General features: G+C 57.2%; 18 protein-coding genes, 1 tRNA gene and 1 pseudogene. 9 read left to right on the forward strand and 11 right to left on the reverse strand.

What is annotated here, in order from left to right:
• Positions 1-116 precede the first annotated feature (116 nt).
• Positions 117-674 (forward strand): TetR/AcrR family transcriptional regulator, encoded by a 558-nt coding sequence (locus B9P63_RS17925; RefSeq protein WP_139816293.1) that lies wholly within the window; start codon positions 117-119, stop codon positions 672-674.
• A gap of 196 nt (positions 675-870) precedes the next feature.
• Here B9P63_RS17925 and B9P63_RS19305 read toward each other — a convergent pair.
• Positions 871-954, reverse strand: a tRNA-Tyr gene (locus B9P63_RS19305).
• Between the two features lie 135 nt (positions 955-1,089).
• On the opposite strand from B9P63_RS19305, the gene rlmB reads away from it, so the two are divergent.
• A complete protein-coding gene (gene rlmB, locus B9P63_RS17930; protein WP_085311354.1) occupies positions 1,090-1,869 on the forward strand; it encodes a 23S rRNA (guanosine(2251)-2'-O)-methyltransferase RlmB in 780 nt (259 codons plus the stop codon).
• A 248-nt stretch (positions 1,870-2,117) separates the two neighbouring features.
• Here the strand turns inward: rlmB and B9P63_RS19310 are convergent, their stop codons facing one another.
• Positions 2,118-2,291, reverse strand: a complete 174-nt coding sequence (locus tag B9P63_RS19310) for a hypothetical protein (RefSeq protein ID WP_176219201.1) — start codon at positions 2,289-2,291, stop codon at positions 2,118-2,120.
• 33 nt (positions 2,292-2,324) lie between these two features.
• Entirely contained in the window at positions 2,325-2,792 is a 468-nt protein-coding gene (locus B9P63_RS17940) for a hypothetical protein (RefSeq protein ID WP_085311358.1), read from the reverse strand.
• A gap of 228 nt (positions 2,793-3,020) precedes the next feature.
• Here B9P63_RS17940 and B9P63_RS17945 point away from each other — a divergent pair, with 228 nt between their 5' ends.
• The 5 genes from B9P63_RS17945 to B9P63_RS17965 all read left to right on the forward strand — a co-directional run bounded on the left by B9P63_RS17945 (position 3,021) and on the right by B9P63_RS17965 (position 5,970).
• On the forward strand, positions 3,021-3,335 hold the full coding sequence (locus tag B9P63_RS17945; RefSeq protein WP_085311360.1) for a hypothetical protein: 315 nt from the start codon (positions 3,021-3,023) through the stop codon (positions 3,333-3,335).
• Positions 3,336-3,407: 72 nt separating this feature from the next.
• A complete protein-coding gene (gene ribB, locus B9P63_RS17950; RefSeq protein WP_085311405.1) occupies positions 3,408-4,532 on the forward strand; it encodes a 3,4-dihydroxy-2-butanone-4-phosphate synthase in 1,125 nt (374 codons plus the stop codon).
• On the forward strand, positions 4,532-5,083 hold the full coding sequence (locus B9P63_RS17955) for a 6,7-dimethyl-8-ribityllumazine synthase (protein WP_085311362.1): 552 nt from the start codon (positions 4,532-4,534) through the stop codon (positions 5,081-5,083). The genes ribB and B9P63_RS17955 overlap by 1 nt, the downstream gene beginning before the upstream one ends.
• Positions 5,080-5,559 (forward strand): transcription antitermination factor NusB, encoded by a 480-nt coding sequence (gene nusB, locus B9P63_RS17960; protein ID WP_085311364.1) that lies wholly within the window; start codon positions 5,080-5,082, stop codon positions 5,557-5,559. Before B9P63_RS17955 ends, nusB begins: the two co-directional genes overlap by 4 nt.
• A 75-nt stretch (positions 5,560-5,634) precedes the next feature.
• A complete protein-coding gene (locus B9P63_RS17965) occupies positions 5,635-5,970 on the forward strand; it encodes a hypothetical protein (protein WP_085311366.1) in 336 nt (111 codons plus the stop codon).
• A 504-nt stretch (positions 5,971-6,474) separates the two neighbouring features.
• On the opposite strand, the gene B9P63_RS17970 is transcribed toward B9P63_RS17965, so the two are convergent.
• From B9P63_RS17970 to hutI, 7 genes are all read right to left on the reverse strand, one after another.
• Positions 6,475-8,025 carry a TRAP transporter large permease gene (locus tag B9P63_RS17970; protein WP_176219202.1) on the reverse strand — a complete coding sequence of 517 codons (1,551 nt, stop codon included), beginning with the start codon at positions 8,023-8,025 and terminating at the stop codon, positions 6,475-6,477.
• Complete coding sequence (locus tag B9P63_RS17975; protein ID WP_085311368.1) at positions 8,022-8,519, reverse strand: TRAP transporter small permease subunit; 498 nt, start codon at positions 8,517-8,519, stop codon at positions 8,022-8,024. The genes B9P63_RS17970 and B9P63_RS17975 overlap by 4 nt, the downstream gene beginning before the upstream one ends.
• A 63-nt stretch (positions 8,520-8,582) precedes the next feature.
• The gene (locus B9P63_RS17980) at positions 8,583-9,668 is read right to left on the reverse strand and encodes a TRAP transporter substrate-binding protein (RefSeq protein WP_085311370.1); all 1,086 of its coding nucleotides are present in this window, start codon (positions 9,666-9,668) and stop codon (positions 8,583-8,585) included.
• Between the two features lie 38 nt (positions 9,669-9,706).
• On the reverse strand, positions 9,707-11,380 hold the full coding sequence (gene hutU / locus B9P63_RS17985) for a urocanate hydratase (RefSeq protein WP_085311373.1): 1,674 nt from the start codon (positions 11,378-11,380) through the stop codon (positions 9,707-9,709).
• Entirely contained in the window at positions 11,377-12,165 is a 789-nt protein-coding gene (gene hutG / locus B9P63_RS17990; RefSeq protein WP_085311375.1) for an N-formylglutamate deformylase, read from the reverse strand. The genes hutU and hutG overlap by 4 nt, the downstream gene beginning before the upstream one ends.
• Complete coding sequence (gene hutH, locus B9P63_RS17995; protein WP_085311377.1) at positions 12,162-13,688, reverse strand: histidine ammonia-lyase; 1,527 nt, start codon at positions 13,686-13,688, stop codon at positions 12,162-12,164. Before hutH ends, hutG begins: the two co-directional genes overlap by 4 nt.
• The gene (gene hutI / locus B9P63_RS18000) at positions 13,685-14,875 is read right to left on the reverse strand and encodes an imidazolonepropionase (RefSeq protein ID WP_176219204.1); all 1,191 of its coding nucleotides are present in this window, start codon (positions 14,873-14,875) and stop codon (positions 13,685-13,687) included. Before hutI ends, hutH begins: the two co-directional genes overlap by 4 nt.
• A gap of 83 nt (positions 14,876-14,958) precedes the next feature.
• Here hutI and B9P63_RS18005 point away from each other — a divergent pair, with 83 nt between their 5' ends.
• Both B9P63_RS18005 and B9P63_RS18010 read left to right on the forward strand, forming a co-directional pair.
• Entirely contained in the window at positions 14,959-16,323 is a 1,365-nt protein-coding gene (locus tag B9P63_RS18005) for a formimidoylglutamate deiminase (RefSeq protein WP_085311381.1), read from the forward strand.
• On the forward strand, positions 16,320-17,021 hold the full coding sequence (locus tag B9P63_RS18010) for a histidine utilization transcriptional repressor HutC (RefSeq protein ID WP_085311383.1): 702 nt from the start codon (positions 16,320-16,322) through the stop codon (positions 17,019-17,021). Before B9P63_RS18005 ends, B9P63_RS18010 begins: the two co-directional genes overlap by 4 nt.
• Before the next feature lie 254 nt (positions 17,022-17,275).
• On the opposite strand, the pseudogene B9P63_RS19495 reads toward B9P63_RS18010, so the two are convergent.
• A pseudogene (locus B9P63_RS19495) lies at positions 17,276-17,692 on the reverse strand (transposase); the annotation flags it as partial.

Consider the following 17,692-nt stretch of genomic DNA (forward strand, 5'->3'; position numbering starts at 1 on the left):
TGTGGTGATTTAACTGAAGCGATGCTGTCAATAATAAGGTTTTATGTGGTTTAGTAGTGAATGACACCCCACCCAAGGCTGGCCGAGGACGCCCCAAGACCCTGATAAGGGCAGATGTGGTCGAGATTGCCATGCGCAGCTATTGGAACGAGGGACCGACAGAGGTTTCGTTGAATGGACTCTGTCAGCGGGCGGGTGTGTCGAAGCCGTCGGTTTACCGCGAATTTGGCAATGAAGATGGTTTGACCCATGCCGCACTGGAAAACTACGGGCATTGCGTATTGGCCAAGGTGTTGGAGATTCTTGCTGGAGAGGACATTTTTGCCGGAAAAATCAGAAAAATCGCGTATTTGGCGGCAGAAGATGGTGCGCATGAAAGCGGCTGCCTGTTTGTGAAAATGCGAACAGCAAAAAACCAGATGGGGGAGAAAACCCAAATACTGATTGCGGCGATGGCGAGTATGGCGGTTGATGCTTATGCCAATTTGCTGATCGAGGGCCGGGAAACGGGGGAGTGGCCGGGCAACATCCCCGTCAAGCTGGGCGCTGCATATTTACATGCTCAGATCGGCCTTGCGTTGGATCAACGGGCAAGGGGCGAAGACCCGAGGGTCGTCCTTGCACTGGCCCTCTGCGTACTGGGTTTGACTGATGCACAAAGCGAGATCGCTTAACGTGCCCCAACCTCACTGCGAAGTCGCCGTAGGGCCACTTACGGCCCTTAATCACATAAAATGCTGGGCGGCCCCGGAAGAGAATCTAGCCTGCGTTTCCCCAAGGGAGCCGCTGAAGGCCACTGCCACAGCTTGCATTACGCAGAAAACAGATATGTTTTGCGTGATTGCGTTTGCTTGCGAATGTGAAGTGTAATGGTGGGCGACCCTGGAATCGAACCAGGCGTGCGTCTCCGCGAGGGAGTTACAGTCCCCTGCCACACCTTGCGGCCTGTCGCCCACTGCTTTGCGACGAAGCGCATTGCGTGAGCGGGTGATTACTAGCGGGGCAAATGTGCGTCAAGCCGAAAAACCCTTGCGATGACGCCTCTTTTCGATAGAGCGGTGCGCAAGCCGTCACAAAAGGACTAGCGCGATGAAAAAACCGAAGTGGGTTGTGAAAAAAGAGCAAGATAAAAAGGCGTCCAATGCCGAAACCGTCTGGCTTTTCGGTTTGCACGCGGTGCGCGATGCGTTGATGAACCCTGCGCGCGAAAAACTGCAACTGGTTGTGACGCTGAACGCGCAGGCCAAGCTGGAAGAAGCGATTGCAGCGTCCGGCATGGAGCCCGAAGTTTGCGATCCTCGCAGGTTCTCTGCGCCGCTCGATCCGCAATCGGTGCATCAGGGTGCGGCGCTGGAGGTCAAACCGCTCTTGTGGGGGCGTCTTGAGGATGTTTGCGTGGGCGGCACCGCCGCCGTGCCGCGCGCCATCTTGCTCGACCGCGTCACGGACCCGCACAACGTGGGCGCGATCCTGCGCTCTGCCGAAGTGTTTGGTGCAAGCGCCGTGATCGGCACGCACCGCGGCTCCGCACCCGAAACCGGAGCTTTGGCGAAAACCGCCAGCGGCGCGCTGGAGCGTCAGCCCTACCTGCGCATTCGCAACCTTGCTGAAAGCATCGAGGCTTTGCAAAAGATGGGCTATCTTGTGCTCGGCCTTGACGGCGAAGCGGAGTTGACGATTGACGCAGCACTAGAGGGCAAGCGCGATCGCCCGATTGCGCTTGTGCTGGGCGCAGAAGGGCCGGGCTTGCGCGAAAAGACCAAAGAAACCGTCGATATGTTGGTGAAAATCGAATTTTCCGATGCAGTCGGCTCGCTCAACGTCTCTAACGCGGCGGCTGTTGCGCTCTACGCCAGTTTGCCACGCTAAACGCCCCGCCGCGCGGGTAAGCGGGGCAGGGGAAAGGGATATGGACGGAGGTGGCAGGCCTGCCTGAACGTGTGGATCAATTTTTCAACCAAGTGTTGAAAAAGAGGCTTTGCAAAGCGCCCTTGCCGTGATCGCGGTTGAGGGCCGCTGGAATGATCAAGGCGTGATCGCCAATAGGTCCGTTCGTGAGCTCGCCCCAATCATAGGCTTTGGTGCATTAAGCAATCCCTAGCTTTGCGCGCGTTGGCTTAGATGTCGTTGTAGTAGGGGAATGCGCGTCCCTTGATCAGCCAGCCAAGGCCGAAGGCGAGCAGGGCCATCGTCTCGAACACGAAAGTAAGGTTGCGCGCGTTCCAGACTTCATCGTTTGAAGTGCGCGCGACAAGCCCGTCCCAGCCCATCGCAAGCAAGGCAATCAGCATGAAGCCTGCAAGCACCGTATAGGCGCGATTGCGCTATGCTTTGCGCGACATTTGCAAAGGCTCCACATCGGCTTTGGCATTGGAGCGCTGATCGCGGCGAAACACGACGGCGAGAAAATAGAAAAGCAGCGCGAACATCGCAAAGGCCGCGCAGTAATGGACAAAACCACCGATCTCTTGGTCGAATATCTTGCCTTGGGTCAGGCTGTAAAAGATATTCGCCTCGCCTGATTCCACAGTTTTGCCAAAACCGCGCAAGATTGTTCCGGCTTCGGTTTCTCCGCCCTTGTCGGTGGTCGGAAACACCGAGACGAGAATAGCGAAGATGCCGATAAAACGCACGGCGATCACTTCCCATGGCTTCAGATTGGACCAACCGATGATCTTTTTGTCGTCCGTATGAAACAGGAACGTCATCATGATCCCGAGAAAGAAAAGCCCGCCCACAAAGAAATCACCCATGAAGCGGGTGTAATAGAAATGGCTGATGGAATCGCGCATCGGCACCACGCCAAGGGCGGCGAACAGGCCTGTGAATACGGGCAGTGCAAGGGCGATCAGACCGATCGCGCGGCCTGTGCGTTCGAAAAGCGTTGATGCGCTTCGGTAGGAATAGGCGGATTGTAAATCGGATTCATGCGCTGTCTCTTTTAAAATCGAAATTAAACAATAGTTCGTTTGTATAGGAATAAGACTAACTGCGCAGTTCAGGATTGTGAAAACCCGTTTATGGCCTACCCGACCAAGATCACCACCTGCTGTTATTGCGGCACCCGCGCGGCGCTGGTGCTGCGCGGCAAGGTCAGCCATGAGTTGAGTTGCGGCTCCTGCGGCGCGCCGATCCATGTGATGAAACGACTGGCGCTAGAGCCGGAGCCTGTGCGCAAAAGGGTTGAAAAGCCAAAGCCTGCGATCTCGCACCGCCCTGCGCCAAAAAAGTTCGAGCAAAGCTACAAGAAGCCAAAAAAGCGCAAACGGCGGAAATCGGCGCTGCGCTGGTTTATCGAAGAAGCCAAGGATGTGATCGAGGATATCTTCGATTGACGCAGCGCGTCTATGGCAATGCGGCGGTGCTTGGGCTATTTGCGGGGAAACGTAGATGAAAAGGCGCAGCCCATGAGCTTTGAGAAACCCGGTCCCGTCGAAGAAAACTGGAGTGACGCGATTTCTTCGGTGCAAGAAATCATCGAAGACGCGCGCAACGGGCGGATGTTCATTCTGGTCGATCACGAGGACCGCGAGAACGAGGGCGATCTGGTGATCCCCGCGCAGATGGCCACGCCAGAGGCGATAAATTTCATGGCCATGCACGGGCGCGGCCTGATTTGCCTTGCGCTGCCGGGCGAGCGGATCGAGGCGCTGGGCCTGCAACTCATGAGCACCAATAATTCATCGCGTCACGAAACCGCCTTTACCATTTCCATCGAGGCGCGTGAGGGTGTGACCACAGGTATTTCCGCCCATGACCGTGCACGCACGGTTGCGGTGGCAATTGACGCGGCCAAGGGCGCGGCGGATATCGCGACGCCGGGCCATGTGTTTCCGCTAAAAGCACGAAACGGCGGTGTTTTGGTGCGCGCCGGGCACACAGAGGCGGCGGTCGATGTCTCGCGCCTTGCGGGGCTCAATGCCTCTGGCGTGATTTGCGAGATTATGAACGACGATGGCACGATGTCGCGCCTGCCCGAACTGGTGGCTTTTGCGCAGAAGCATAGTTTGAAAATCGGTACGATCAGCGATTTGATTGCCTATCGCCGCCGTAATGACAATCTGGTCAAAGTACGCGCCGAAGAGACGGTTACCTCCGAATTCGGCGGTGAGTGGAACATGCGGATTTATACCGATGAAACCCAAGGCGCGGAGCATATCGTGCTGATCAAGGGTGATCTATCGGGCGACACGCCCGTTTTGACCCGTATGCACGCGATGGACCCGATGCTGGACGTGATTGGCACCGGTCCCAAGGGGCGTGCGGGCGAGTTTAGCGATGCGATGAAGGCCGTTGCCGCCGAGGGGCGCGGGGTTGTCGTGCTCTTGCGCGACACCGCGATGAAGCTGGATCCGGAAAATGATGTGTCGCCGCAAACCTTGCGCCGCTACGGGCTTGGCGCACAAATTCTAAGCTCGCTCGGGCTGAGCAAGCTGGAATTGCTGACCAATTCGCCCACGCCCAAAGTCGTCGGGCTTGAGGCATACGGTCTGGAAATCGTCGGAACCCGTAAAATCTCGGAGCTTGGTTAATGGCTGGACATGAAAAGCACTACATCCTGCCGCGCGCTGAGTTTGACAAACCTGTAAAGCTGCTGATCGTGGTGTCGCCCTATTACAAGGATATCGCGGACAATATGGTGGCGGGCGCTGTTGCTGAAATCGAGGCGGCGGGCGGCACATATGAAATCTGCGAAGTTCCCGGCGCGCTTGAAATCCCGACGGCTGTTGGCATTGCCGAGCGCCTTAGTAATTTTGACGGCTATGTTGCGCTGGGCTGCGTCATTCGTGGCGAAACCACGCATTATGAGACGGTCTGCAACGATAGCAGCCGCGCGCTGCAACTGCTTGGGTTGCAAGGGCTGTGCATTGGCAATGGCATTCTAACGGTCGAAAACCGAACGCAGGCGGAAGTGCGTGCTGATCCATCAGATCAAAACAAAGGCGGCGGTGCGGCGGCTGCGGCCTTGCATCTGATCGCGCTCGCTCGTAAGTGGGGCGGCCAGCGCAAGGGCGTGGGGTTCAAACCTGCCTCCGATGAATATCAGATCGCTGGGTTTGCCAAAGGAAAAGGCCTCGCATGAGCACTGATCTCCCCCTCTCGGGCAATGCCAAACGCAAGATGAAATCCGCTGCGCGCTTTTACGCGGTGCAGGCGCTGTTTCAGATGGAAAGCTCGGGGCAGACCTCGTCGAGCATCGTGAACGAGTTTCTCGATCACCGCTTTGGCGCGATCTATGAGGACATGGAGTTCGTGGAGGGCGATGTGGACTTGTTCCGTAGCTTGATTGATGACGCGGTGAACTATCAAGCGCGCGTCGATCAGATGACGGACCGGGCACTGGTCGCCAAATGGCCCATCGCGCGTATTGATCCGACCCTGCGCGCGCTGTTTCGCGCGGCTGGCGGTGAGATGACGCAAAGCGACACGCCGCCAAAGGTGGTGATCAAGGAATACGTTGATATTGCCTCTGCGTTTTTCCCCGAGGGCAAAGAGGCGAAATTCGTCAACGCCGTGCTCGATCACATGGCGCGCGAAGCCAAGCCGGCTGCGTTTTAGGCGGGTTTTAGCGCACTGCCCTTGCAAGCTCCGCGCATCGGATTATCCTTTGTGCAACTGTAAAGGAGCGCTTTCATGCCACGACTCATCCGACTGTATATCACCCAAGTGTTGATTGGTTTCGGGATTTCCGCAGCCTTCGTCGGGCTGCTTTTGTGGCTGAACGTGATGAATCTTTGGCATTTGGTCACCCATTCCAGCGATGGCGTGCTTGCGGTGTTCATCCTTTGGGTGCTGAACGGTATCGTGTTTGCGGGTGTGCAATTCGCGATCGCTGTGATGCGCATGGCGGGCAGCGATGACGACGGCCCGCGTGGAGGCACGCGCCAACGTGTCCTCATGGACCTGAGCCGCCCCGTGCGCATCAAGGCGACGGCACCTCCCAAAGGGCCGTTCGATTCAAAGCGCTAAACCGCTTCGGATTTGACTGACCTGCGCTGCACATTCGCTGGTGTTTGGCTTGGCGAGAGGTCTGAAACGGTGGTTTTTGGAGCAGACGCGGAAGTCTCGCATAGAGCGGCGCAACGTTAAGCTGATGTACGAAGATCTGGTTAAGCTCGGGTGCGATGGATATTGCGAGCGAGTAGCAGCTTTCGCCCGTGCGTAGCGTGCTGATCGGCATTCATTGCGCGGCAGGCGATTTATAAAGCAAATCTGCCGAGAGGGGCGCAGAGCATTTCTGAGCGGATCGATATCTGAGAATTCTGACGAACGGTTGGAGCCGTTCGTCATTTCGAAGCGGTCGTGATTATTTGATGCTTCCTACGGTGGCGTCGGGTCGATTCAGTCTAATGCTGCAAGTGGCCCTTGTGGCAGGAATTTGCCAACAGCGACCATTCAGTAACTGGGGTGTCTTGCCAGCGAACGCAGAGCACACCGTTGGGCCTCCTCTTACAAAGCTCGCTAGCATTAGGTTTAGAATAGAACCGATGGCAGCCATGTCGCCAAAGACGGAATTAGCCAGATCAAGACCACTCCGATGGCCTGTATTCCAATGAACGGCACAACGCCTGCATAGATGTGGCCTGTCGTGACTTCCTTGGGTGCTGCCCCGCGCAGGTAGAATAGCGAGAACCCGAAGGGGGGCGTCAGGAAGCTGGTTTGCAGGTTGATGGCAATCAATACGCCGAGCCAGATGGGATCGTGCCCGAACAGGATCAACGTCGGTGTCACCAGCGGCAGGACGATCACAGAGATTTCCACGAAGTCCAAAAAGAACCCCAAGAAGAAGATGAAGATCATGCAGAAGATCAATGCACCTGTTGCCCCGCCCGGCATGCTGCCAAGGATTGCTGCGACACGTTCTTCTCCGCCTAGCCCGATAAATACGAGGCTAAAGATGCCTGCGGCAAGAATCGTAGCGAAGATCATCGAGGTCATCGTCAAGGTGGAGGAGATAGCCTCGTGCACTACCTTTTCCTTCAGGGCGCTTCGTAGAGCCAAGACGACCGCAACCGCGCCAATCACGGCCAAAGCTGCATAGACGAGACCCAAGGCAAAGGTGCCGTTGCTGAGGTCATCACGCTGGAACCGCACTGGAAAGGCACCTGCGAACAAGCCGAGTAGGATCAGGGCAGCAGTGCCCAGCAAGATCAGTTTCGGGCTGACGCCCAGTTTGTGCCCGGTCATCAGCAGCGCACCGACCGCGCCAACAGAGGCGGCTTCGGTCGGAGTTGCGATGCCGCCCAAGATTGCGCCCAGAACAGCGAAAATAAGCAGCACGGGCGGCACGACGGCACGGATGATTTCCACGCGGTCCGGCTTGGCCATATCCATCGGCGCGGGTGGCATGTCTTGCGGACGAATCCAACCGCGCAGCAGGATGTAAATCAGATAGAGGCTGACCAGCAGCAGGCCCGGAATAACGGCCGCGGCAAAGAACTGACCGACCGACAGCGCCTCGACCGAGAATTTTCCTTGTTCGTATTGCGCCTGTTGGAACGAGTTGGACATCACATCGGCAAGGATAATCAGCAGGGTTGAGGGTGGGATGATTTGGCCCAAGGTGCCAGCGGTGCAAACGATGCCAGACGCTACGCGCGGATCATAGCCAGAGCGCAACATCGTTGGCAGGGCGATCATCCCCATAGCCACAACTGTGGCACCGACAATGCCCGTGGAGGCGGCAAGAAGTGCCCCGACCAAAACCACCGAAATGCCCAAGCCCCCGCGCAACTGGCCAAACAGACGGCCCATGGTGTCCAGCAGTTCTTCGGCAATGCGGCTTTTCTCCAGAACCGCCCCCATAAGGACAAACAAGGGAATTGCGATCAATACGTTGTTGGTCAACAGGCCAAAGACGCGTTGCCCCATCGCCCCCAAAAGCGTGATGTCCATTTTTCCAGTGGCAAGACCGATATAGGCAAAAATTATTCCAATGCCGGCGATGCTAAAGGAAACAGGAAAGCCAAGCAGAATGGCTGCCATCAAGACAGCAAACATGATTAGATCAAGATATTCGATCATGACGTGGTCCTTTGCATCATAAGCCGGATCAAAAGGGACACAGATTGTAGCATCACAAGGATGCAAAAGGCGGGGATCAGGGTCTTGAGTAGAAACACCGCTTGGATGCCACCAACTGACAGCGGGCCCTCAAAGATTTTCCATGAATTGCGGACCGACGGCCATGACCAATAAAGTAGGGCCGTCATAGACGGCAACAGCAGGAAAATATGGCCGAAGATTTCGATACGCCGCTGCCAGACAGCAGTCGCCTTGGCGTAAAACACATCGACGCGGACGTGTTTGTCGACCAGCAGCGTATAGCCTGCGCCCAGCATGAAGAAGGTAGCGTGCATGTAAAGCACGCTTTCTTGAAGTGCGATGGAGTTTAGCCCGAAGGCATAGCGCCCAACAACAATGGTGAATTGCACCAACACCATGAATAGGACGAGCCAGCGGACGACTGCCGCAATGCTGGTATTTAAGCCATCGATTGTTCTTGCCAGCTTCTCCATCGGCCCCTCCCAAGGTCGTAAAGTTTGCAGCGCGAGGGATCATCCCCCGCGCTGTCGTTCGTCTTAGTAGCCCATGACCGCTGCGCGCGCGTTCATCTGGCCGTTGTCGGCATAAACCATGTACGGCCCGACCGAGTCGCGGTATTCGATGAAGCTTTCCGTGATGCGCTTAACCAACTCGTCGTCATTCTGACGCAGTTCGTCAATCACTTCGCCAGCAGCAACGCCCATTGCGGTGATTACGTCCTCTGGGAACATCTTGACCTGCACGCCCTCGTCCGCGACCAGCGCTTTCAATGCCCGCGCGTGTTTGGTCGTGTATTCCGTCCAGACAGGGTTGTAGAGGCTTTCGCAAGCCAGAGTGACAACAAGTTTCAGATCATCTGGGAGGCTTTCGAAGGCTTCCGAGTTCACACCGCATTCCTCGGCAGAGGACGGCTCACCGACACCGGGCCAGTAGTAGTTCTTCGCGACCTGATAGTAGCCAAGTGCGCTATCAGTCCATGGACCAATAAACTCGCCCGCGTCCAATGCACCGGTCTGAAGGGCTTGGAACATGGCAGGGCCAGACATGGCTTCGGCAGCCATGCCCAGTTTCGCGGCCATTTCGGACGCGAGACCCGTGGTGCGGAACTTTAGACCCTTGAGGTCTTCGGCGGACTTGATTTCGTTGCGGAACCAACCGCCCCATTGCGGGCCAGAATTGCCACACAGGAAAGGTTTGATGCCGAAACGGCCATACATTTCGTCATAAAGCGCCTGACCGCCACCGTGATACATCCAGCCGAACTGTTCGTCTGCACGCAGACCGAATGGTTGGCTACCAAACAGCAAAATTCCTTTGGATTTGGAACCCCAGTAGGCAGGAACAGCGTGGTAAAGTTCTGCCGTACCTTCGCTGACAGCGTCAAACACGCCGCGCCCGGGAACAAGTTCGCCAGCGGCGTAAAGTGTGACCTCAATCCGGCCGCCCGACAATGTGGTGATGCGATCCGCTAGCGTTTGCGCAGCGACGCCCGGGCCGGGCAAGTTTTTTGGCCAAGCCGTGACCATTTTCCATTGGCGCTTGTCCTGCGCGATGGCTGGCGTCGCGAGAGCGACGGCGGCAGTGCCGACACCTGCGGCTGATAGAAATTTACGTCTGTCCATTTTAGTTCTCCCTTTGGTTGGTTTCGTTTCTTAGTGGTTCAGTTTCCCAAGATGCGAGGCAATCTCAGGCCGTTTTCGCGCGCACTATCCAAGGCTTCTTGATAGCCCGCGTCGGCATGACGCCACACACCGGAGGCAGGATCATTCCACAGCACACGTTCGATACGTTTTGCCGCTTCGGGCGTGCCATCAGCGCAGATCACAACGCCGGAATGCTGGCTAAAGCCCATGCCGACGCCGCCGCCGTGGTGAATAGACACCCAAGTGGCTCCAGAGGCCGTGTTCACCAGTGCATTCAGCAAAGGCCAATCCGAGACCGCGTCAGAGCCGTCCATCATGCTTTCCGTTTCGCGGTTAGGCGAGGCAACGGAGCCGCTGTCCAAGTGATCGCGACCGATGACGATGGGGGCTTTAAGTTCCCCGTTGGCGACCATTTCGTTGAAGGCAAGCCCGGCCTTGTGACGATCTCCCAAACCGATCCAAGCGATCCGCGCCGGCAGGCCTTGGAACGCAATCCGTTCGCGCGCCATATCGAGCCAGTTGTGCAAATGTTTGTTCTCGGGGAACAATTCCTTCATCTTCTGGTCTGTCTTGTAGATGTCTTCTGGATCACCTGACAGCGCGACCCAGCGAAAGGGGCCGATGCCGCGGCAAAACAGTGGGCGGATGTAGGCGGGTACGAAGCCAGGGAAAGCAAAAGCGTTTTCCAACCCTTCTTCCAGTGCGACTTGGCGGATGTTGTTGCCATAGTCCAAAGTAGGTACACCAGCGTTCCAGAAATCCACCATTGAGGCGACATGGGTTTTCATCGACGCACGTGCTGCAGTTTCGACGGCTTTGGGATCGCTTTCGCGCTTTTCTTTCCACTGGGCCATAGTCCAACCCTGCGGCAGGTACCCGTTGATTGGGTCATGGGCGCTGGTTTGATCGGTTACGATATCGGGACGGATGCCGCGTCTAAAAAGCTCTGCGAAAACATCAGCCGCATTGCCGAGCAGGCCCACTGATTTCGCTTCGCCCGCCTTGGTCCAGCGGTCGATCATCTCAAGCGCTTCGTCAAGCGTGTCGGCGCGTTCGTCGACGTATTTGGTGCGCAAGCGGAAGTCGATGCTGTCGGGGTTACACTCAACGGCAAGGCAGCAGGCACCGGCCATCACGGCCGCCAAGGGCTGCGCGCCACCCATACCACCCAGACCACCGGTCAAGATCCATTTGCCTGTAAGGTCGCCGTTGTAATGCTGGCGGCCTGCCTCGACGAATGTCTCGTAGGTGCCTTGAACGATGCCTTGGCTGCCGATGTAAATCCACGACCCGGCGGTCATTTGGCCGTACATTGCCAGACCCTTTTTATCGAGCTCGTTGAAATGATCCCAAGTAGCCCAATGCGGCACGAGGTTGGAATTGGCGATCAACACACGCGGCGCATCGCTGTGGGTTTTGACAATGGCGATGGGTTTGCCGGATTGCACGACCAGCGTTTCATCGTCCTCCAGATCCTTGAGGCTGGCAACGATACAGTCAAAGTCTTCCCATGTCCGCGCCGCTCGCCCGATGCCACCATAGACCACCAGTTCATGCGGGTTTTCAGCCACATCCGGGTGTAGGTTATTCATCAGCATCCGCAAAGGCGCCTCTGTCTGCCAGCTTTTTGCGTTTAACTCCGGTCCGGTTGGTGGGTAGATATCGCGGGTGTTTTTGCGCGGGTCAGTCATGTGGGCCTCCAGGCGGACAGTGTTTCTAAGATGGATTTGAGGGTGACGCGCAGGCGATCAGCGCGAGTAGGGTCGTAATTCCATGGGGGGACTTCGGCCATGTAAGTTGATTGGGCGAGTTCCATCTGGATGGCGTGAAAACCGTCTGAAGGGTGCCCGTAGTTGCGTGTCGTCCAGCCCCCTTTGAAACGGCCATTGGTGATAGAGGTGTAGCCAGAGGCACCCGCGCAGATCGAAGCCACTGCAGTTTCAATCTCAGGTGTGCAAGTCTGACCCAGATTTGTGCCAATGTTGAAATCAGGAAGTGTGCCGTCAAACAGGAACGGGATGTGGCTACGGATCGAATGGCAATCATATAGGATCGCGAAACCATGCAGCGCGTGGATGCGGTCCAGTTCGGATTGCAGCGCGGCATGATATGGTGCGTGGTAGGTTGCGCGACGGTGTTCGATCTCGGCGGCATCAGGCTCCTGTCCGTCGCGATAGATAGGCACGCCGTCAAAATCCGTCAGCGGGCACAGACCAGTTGTGTTTTGACCAGGATAAAGGCTGGCGCCACCTGGATCGCGGTTCACGTCAATCACGTAGCGGTGGACAGGCGTACGCACTGTTGTCACATCATCCAGCAACCCGTCGTAAAGGGTGTGGATATGCCAATCTGTGTCGGAAACTGCATTACCTGTTTCATTCAGGCGTTCCAGGCAATCGGCTGGAATGTCGGTTCCGGTATGCGGAAGTCCCAACACGAGCGGGCTGGACCCTTGGGTGGATTGCACAGCCATCATAGCGAAAACCGTACTTCGCTGGCTTGCGCCAAACCGTCGTTCACCACAAAGTCTGCCGCAGCTTTGATATCATCGGCCATATAGCGATCGTCCTCCAGCCGCGCGACTTTGCTGCGAAATGCGTCGATCGCCCTTTGCAAAGCAGGAGAGGTTTGAAGCGGCGCGCGCTCTTGCACACCTTGAACGGCGCACATTGCTTCGATACCCAGAATCACCGATAGATTCTCATTCATCCGCCGAAGCCGGCGCGCGCCATGGGCGGCCATGCTGACGTGATCCTCTTGGTTGGCCGAGGTTGGTGTGGAATCTATGCTGCAAGGATGCGCGAGATGCTTGTTCTCAGACATCAAAGCGGCAGTAGTCACTTCGGCAATCATGAAACCGGAATTGATGCCCGGGTTTGGTGACAGGAATGCAGGCAAGTCAAACGACAACGTTGGATCGACCATCAAAGCCACGCGGCGCTGCGCGATTGACCCAATCTCGGAAATAGCCATGGCGATCTGATCGGCTGCGAAGGCCACAGGTTCGGCGTGAAAATTGCCGCCCGAGACAATGTCGCCCGTGTCGCTCAGGACAAGCGGATTATCAGTCACTGCGTTCGCTTCGATCTCAAGCGTGCGTGCGGCAAAGCGGATCAAATCAACCGCGGCGCCGCTCACTTGGGGTTGGCATCGAATGCAATAGGGGTCTTGCACGCGGGCGTCGCCGTCGCGATGACTTTCGCGGATTTCGCTGCCGTCCAGAAGCGTGGACATCGCATCGGCGACGTCGATCTGGCCTCGGTGACCGCGCAGGGTGTGAATTTCGGAACGCAGCGGCGCGGTGGACCCCATAATGGCGTCGGTCGAAAGAGCTGATGTCACAAGGCACGTGCGCACCATGACCCAGCTGTCAAAAAGGGCCGCCAATGCGCATGCCGTGGAAAACTGCGTGCCGTTCAACAGGGCAAGGCCCTCTTTTGCTTGCAAGGTAATCGGCGTCAGCCCTGCGGCTTCGAGAGCGCCCGCGCCGGACATGCGTTTGCCGCCGAACTGCGCTTCGCCCTCGCCAATCATCACGGCAGCCATATGCGCAAGGGGTGCAAGATCACCGGAAGCTCCGACCGATCCTTGAACCGGGATCACAGGTATGACACCCGCGGCGATCATGGCTTCGATTTGCGCGCAGACTTCGGGGCGCACACCGGACGCGCCACGGCCCAATGACAGGAGTTTAAGGGCCATCATCAGACGGGTTGTTGCTGTCTCCAGTGGTTCGCCAACGCCACAGCAGTGGGACAGCACAAGGTTGCGCTGCAACTGCTCTGTGTCCTGAGGTGGGATTTTAACCGAGGCGAGTTTGCCAAAGCCGGTGTTGACGCCGTAGATTGCGACATCACCTTTTGATGCGACAGCCACGAGGTCGGCAGATTTCTGGATCGCTGGCAGCGCCTCCGCTGACAAGACGACCGCGTCGGTTCCGCGCCAGACGTCTTCCAACAATGCCAGTCCGGTTGCGCTAGGTTTCAAAGTGATCGTCATAGCGCACCCCCGAAAATGCGTTTGTGAAGTGGGTTGATGCCGATGCCGTAGGATAGCTCGGCCGCGCTGTGGACGTCCCAAATCGCCAGATCAGCCCGCATTCCTGCGGCGATGATACCACGATCCGACTGCGCCAATGCACGCGCGGCGTTGCGCGTTGTGCCCGCCAGCGCCTCTGCCGGAGTCATACGGAACAGGGTGCAAGCCATGTTCATCGCCAAAAGCAGGGAGCCGAGGGGAGATGAACCCGGATTCCAGTCTGTCGCGACAGCCATGGGCACGCCGTGCTTGCGGAAAGCGTCGATTGGCGGGGCTTGGTTCTCGCGGATGGCGTAAAACGCCCCCGGCAGGATCACTGCGACTGTGCCGGACTCTGCAAGGGCCGCAGCGTCGGCCTCGGTGGCGTATTCAACGTGATCGGCGGACAAGGCCCCGAATTCGGCGGCCAAGGCGGTGCCGCCAATATGGCTCAGCTGCTCGGCATGCAGTTTTAACGGCAGGCCAAGCTGTTTTGCCACTTCAAACACACGCCGCATCTGGTCCGTATCAAAAGCGATCCCTTCACAGAAACCATCCACGGCATCAACAAGACCAGCTTCGTGGGCAGCACGCAGCGCAGGGATACAGGTGTTATCAATATAACTGTCAGCGTCTTTGCCACTGGGCACCGCATGCGCCCCGAGAAAACTGGTTACAACATGGATCGGGCGGGCCAGCCCGACGGCACGGGCGACGCGCAGCATCTTCAATTCGGTGTCACGATCCAGCCCATAGCCGGACTTTATTTCAACGGTGGCGACCCCTTCGGCGATCAGTGCGTCGGCACGGCGCAAGGCCGCTGCTAGCAAGTCGGCCTCGCTGTTGTCGCGGGTTGCCGTCACGGTGGACACAATGCCGCCACCCGCGCGGGCGACTTCTTCGTAGCTGGCCCCCTCAAGGCGCATCTCGAATTCCGTAGCCCGGTTGCCGCCGTGAACGATATGGGTGTGACAGTCGATCAGTGCGGGGGTCACAAGCCGCCCGTCAAAGCTGCGTATCTCAAGGCTGGAATACTGGGGAGGCAGGTCAGAGATGGGCCCGACCCATGCAATCTTGTCGGCCTCGATCACCAGGCCCGCGTCCTCGATCAGCCCATATCCGGGGCCGTCATCTGACATCGTTGCCACTTTGATGTCCGAGATGAGAATTGGCAGTGTCATCGAAAATCCTTGATTAAGAGCCTACTTATATTTAATATGTAGCTACATAATTAAGTCAAGGGATTCCTGCCGTGCAAAAAGTCATCGCCAAACAAGCGCTTACGCAAAACGGCTGGGAGCGGGATGTCGAGATAGGCATCAAAGACGGGCGAATCGCCCATATCCGACCCGCCCCAATAGGCGCTGCGGCGACCGTTGATCTGGCCTTGCCCGCGCCCCTGAACCTGCACAGCCATGCGTTTCAACGGGCCATGTCCGGCCTAACCGAGGCGCGCGGCCCCGACCCAAGCGACAGTTTCTGGACATGGCGGCGGTTGATGTACAAATTCCTTGACCAGCTGAACCCTGATCAGATCGAAGCGATTGCCGCGCAGGTTTTCCTTGAGATGTTGGAGGCAGGATACGCTGGCGTTGCCGAGTTCCATTACCTGCACCATGACGCTGGCGGCGTGCCCTATGCAAATCTGGCCGAGTTGTCGGAACGTATAGTCGCTGCGGCAACGCAGGCGGGCATTGGCTTGACGCTGTTGCCTGTGCTTTATCAATTTGGTGGCTTGGATATGCGCCCCTTGGCGGGTGGGCAACGCCGCTTTGGCAATGACCCGGAACAATTCTCGCAGATGCACGAAGGCGCACGCAGTGCTGTCGCCTCCGGCCTACAGGATTTCAATATTGGCGTCGCGCCGCATTCCTTGCGGGCAGTGGACAAAGCGGGGCTGGATCGTGCAATTGCTTTGGCAAGCGACGGTCCGGTGCATATGCATCTGGCCGAACAAGTTGCCGAAGTGGATGAAGTGCAAGCGGCCCTGAACGCGCGACCAACAGAATGGCTGCTGGATCACTACAGCGTCGATCCGCGCTGGTGCCTGATCCACTGTACGCAGATGACCGGGCAAGAGACCCGCGCACTTGCAGCGTCTGGCGCGGTGGCGGGTCTGTGCCCGATTACCGAAGCCAATCTTGGAGACGGTATTTTCAATGGCACGGACTATCTGGGGCATGGTGGTGTCGTAGGGTTCGGATCGGATTCCAACGTCCACATTACCCTTTTCGAGGAACTCAAGACGCTCGAATACTCCCAGCGCCTTCGCGACAAAAGCCGCGCCGCCCTCGCCACCTCAGACCGTTCAACAGGGCGGGTGCTGTTTGATGCCGCGAGCACAGGCGGCGCACAGGCGGGCGGGCGCGATAGTGGTGTGCTTGCGACAGGTAAAATGGCTGACATTCTGGGCCTAGATCTGGACAATGAATGGGGCGCAAACCGCGTAGGGGACATGGCGCTGGATACACTGATCTTTGGCGGCAACGGACAGCGCTGCATCACCGACGTCTGGAGCGCGGGGCGTCACATGGTGAAACAGGGTCGCCACGTGCGGCGAGACAGGATAACAAAGGCCTTCACCGCTGTGATGGCCGATTTGGAGCAAAATATTTGATACGTGATGAGCGCCTGTCTTGGAAAGAGGTCCGTGACCAGATCCGAGCGGGCATACTTAATCGCACTTATGCACCCGGTGACAAGCTGCCGCGCGACGCAGATATCGCCGAGACCCTTGGATGTGCGCGCTCGACCGTGCAGCGGGCTATGCGTGACCTGTCCGACGCCGGATTGGTGGAGCGAAAGCGCAAGGGGGGAACCCATGTGCGCACTGACCCGGTCACACGGGCTACGCTGGATATTCCAATCACGAGACGCGAAGTCGAAAAGCGCGGAGGTGTCTACGGATACCAACTGATTGACCAAAGCCTTGGCGTTATCCCGCATGAGGTTGCTAGAAAGTTTGAACAAACCGAGACGACGGAAATGATGCGGGTGCAGGCGCTGCATCTTGCCGATCACAAGCCGCATATCTTTGAAGATCGCTGGATTTGTACAGACACGGTACCCGAGATACTTAACGTTGATCTTTCGCGCGAGAGCGCCAATGAATGGTTGGTCAGGAACAAGCCATATACGCGTTTCGATCTACGCTTCTACGCAATCTCCGCGGATGCGGAAATTGCTGAATGTCTCAAGATCGAGCGCGGTAGCCCATTGTTGGTTATCGAACGCACAACGTGGATCGGGACCGCAGCAATCACTTTGGTCAAAGCATATACCGCTCCAGGATACGAGATCTTGACCTCGAACTAAGGGATTAGACGTCATCTGAAGGGTGTTGGCCACAAAAAATCCAGTTGCACTTATCATGCGCCTGACAGCAATCAGCCGCCAACTACACACACAATACTCAGATTGCCGACATGCGCGACGAGCATGTGAACGTCAGGCAAATTTAAGGTTTGCGATGCGGACCTGAGCGCAGGTTTTCGTTTTGGCGCGACGTTGGCCTGCGTTGGAAAACATGACTAGGAGGAAGTCGTGGAATAGTGACGTGCGCCTCTTCATGAGAGGGCAGTGGGATGGGTGTAGCGGCTGAGATAGACAAGCACATGCTCGGGTCCGCCGAGGGTTGCTTTAGCGTAGGCTACCCATTTTATTTTGCGCAACGGGACAAGGTATGCGGCGAAGGCCTGTGGCACCGAAAGCCTGTTCAGGTCACCGTAAAAAGGCAACTCCCCTGCCAAGAGCAGGGCTAGCAGCCCTTCGAAGAACACGCGTCGAAAGAGCCGTTACAACACCCGCACGTGCGGAAAGCGCCCCGGTTTGCATGCAATCCACCTCGTGCGATCAGGTGACAGGCCACCGCCCGCGACACTCATGTGGTCATGAGGATGGCAGGTGAGTGCCTGTCCTGTCGTATTAAAGACGTGCTTCTGGCGCGATGTATGAAGGCCGCTGGTCATATTGCGGATTTCAGAATT

The organism is Planktotalea arctica (assembly GCF_002105285.1).
Lineage (GTDB): Bacteria > Pseudomonadota > Alphaproteobacteria > Rhodobacterales > Rhodobacteraceae > Planktotalea > Planktotalea arctica.

What these genes read in the sequence shown, in the direction of transcription:
- rlmB (WP_085311354.1), top strand. Translation starts at nt 1,090, where the DNA reads ATGAAAAAACCGAAGTGGGTTGTGAAAAAAGAGCAAGATAAAAAGGCG.
- B9P63_RS19310 (WP_176219201.1), bottom strand. Translation starts at nt 2,291, where the DNA reads ATGCTGATTGCCTTGCTTGCGATGGGCTGGGACGGGCTTGTCGCGCGC.
- B9P63_RS17940 (WP_085311358.1), bottom strand. Translation starts at nt 2,792, where the DNA reads ATGCGCGATTCCATCAGCCATTTCTATTACACCCGCTTCATGGGTGAT.
- B9P63_RS17945 (WP_085311360.1), top strand. Translation starts at nt 3,021, where the DNA reads ATGGCCTACCCGACCAAGATCACCACCTGCTGTTATTGCGGCACCCGC.
- ribB (WP_085311405.1), top strand. Translation starts at nt 3,408, where the DNA reads ATGAGCTTTGAGAAACCCGGTCCCGTCGAAGAAAACTGGAGTGACGCG.
- B9P63_RS17955 (WP_085311362.1), top strand. Translation starts at nt 4,532, where the DNA reads ATGGCTGGACATGAAAAGCACTACATCCTGCCGCGCGCTGAGTTTGAC.
- nusB (WP_085311364.1), top strand. Translation starts at nt 5,080, where the DNA reads ATGAGCACTGATCTCCCCCTCTCGGGCAATGCCAAACGCAAGATGAAA.
- B9P63_RS17965 (WP_085311366.1), top strand. Translation starts at nt 5,635, where the DNA reads ATGCCACGACTCATCCGACTGTATATCACCCAAGTGTTGATTGGTTTC.
- B9P63_RS17970 (WP_176219202.1), bottom strand. Translation starts at nt 8,025, where the DNA reads ATGATCGAATATCTTGATCTAATCATGTTTGCTGTCTTGATGGCAGCC.
- B9P63_RS17975 (WP_085311368.1), bottom strand. Translation starts at nt 8,519, where the DNA reads ATGGAGAAGCTGGCAAGAACAATCGATGGCTTAAATACCAGCATTGCG.
- B9P63_RS17980 (WP_085311370.1), bottom strand. Translation starts at nt 9,668, where the DNA reads ATGGACAGACGTAAATTTCTATCAGCCGCAGGTGTCGGCACTGCCGCC.
- hutU (WP_085311373.1), bottom strand. Translation starts at nt 11,380, where the DNA reads ATGACTGACCCGCGCAAAAACACCCGCGATATCTACCCACCAACCGGA.
- hutG (WP_085311375.1), bottom strand. Translation starts at nt 12,165, where the DNA reads ATGATGGCTGTGCAATCCACCCAAGGGTCCAGCCCGCTCGTGTTGGGA.
- hutH (WP_085311377.1), bottom strand. Translation starts at nt 13,688, where the DNA reads ATGACGATCACTTTGAAACCTAGCGCAACCGGACTGGCATTGTTGGAA.